We start from the raw sequence: 1,149 nt of genomic DNA on the forward strand, positions 1-1,149 counted from the left end.
TTCATATTCTCGTAATTTTTTATATAATTGACTTCGATCAATACCTAGTAACTTGGCTGCACGTGTTTTATTTCCATTCGTTTGATTTAGGGCCGTTTGAATAGTGGCGTATTCGACGGCCTTAACATTTTCATTTAGGTTTAAGTTTGTATTATGATTGCTAATATTAGATAGTTTACTTAGTTCTGGTAAGTGTTCTAATTTCAATTGATTACCAGTTACAAAATGAACTGCATGCTCTATAACATTTCTTAATTCACGGATATTACCTGGCCAACTATACTTCTTTAAATAATCCATTAGTTCATCAGTCAAGTATAGTTCACCTAAACCTAATTCACTACGAAGAGTTAATAAAAAATGATTAATCAATTCAGGTAAATCGTCTGTTCTCTCCCTTAAGGAAGGTACTTTAACTGTAAAGATATTAATTCTATAATAAAGATCCTGTCTAAATTGGTTTTCAATTACATGTTTATGTAAATTACGATGCGTGGCACATATTACACGTACATCAACTGGAATGGGTTTTGTTCCTCCCACTCTCACTATTTCCTTTTCTTGCAAAACTCTGAGTAAAGATGATTGCATTGGTAGAGGCATATCTCCAATTTCGTCAAGAAATAATGTTCCGGAATTGGCCAATTCGACTTTACCTATTTGGCCTTTTTGGCGAGCTCCAGTAAATGCTCCACCTTCGTAACCAAATAATTCAGCTTCAAGCAATTCTCTTGGAATTGCGGAACAGTTAATACGTACAAAAGGATTGGATGATCGATTCGATAGAGTATGTATTGAATGAGCTATAAGCTCTTTTCCGGTACCACTTTCACCATAAATCAATACTGAGGAGTTTGATTGCGAAATACGTTTTATCTGCTTTTTTAATTCTTCAATTTGTTTACTCGATCCAATAATATCCTTTAAGTTGTACTTTGCTTTCCAATAGTTATTTATACTAGGTTCTAACTCTATATTAAATAGTTTACGTGCTAGGTCTAATACCTGACTAGTTTCGTTAAAAATAGCAAAGCCTACAGCCCCAACTACTACATCTCCAGATTTGATAGGTAACTGTTTAATTACTAATTTTCTTCCCCTTACCACAAGCTCATCAATTAGAGGTTTTCCGTTTTTTGCCACTAAATG

General features: G+C 33.8%; 1 protein-coding gene. It reads right to left on the minus strand.

The window, feature by feature from the left end; translation table 11 throughout:
- Window positions 1-1,149 (minus strand): sigma-54 interaction domain-containing protein (locus V7164_RS22060; protein ID WP_335355239.1); only part of this gene is annotated, 1,149 nt, incomplete at both ends.

Origin of the sequence: Bacillus sp. JJ1474 (genome assembly GCF_036965225.1) — a bacterium.
Lineage (GTDB): Bacteria > Bacillota > Bacilli > Bacillales > Cytobacillaceae > Cytobacillus.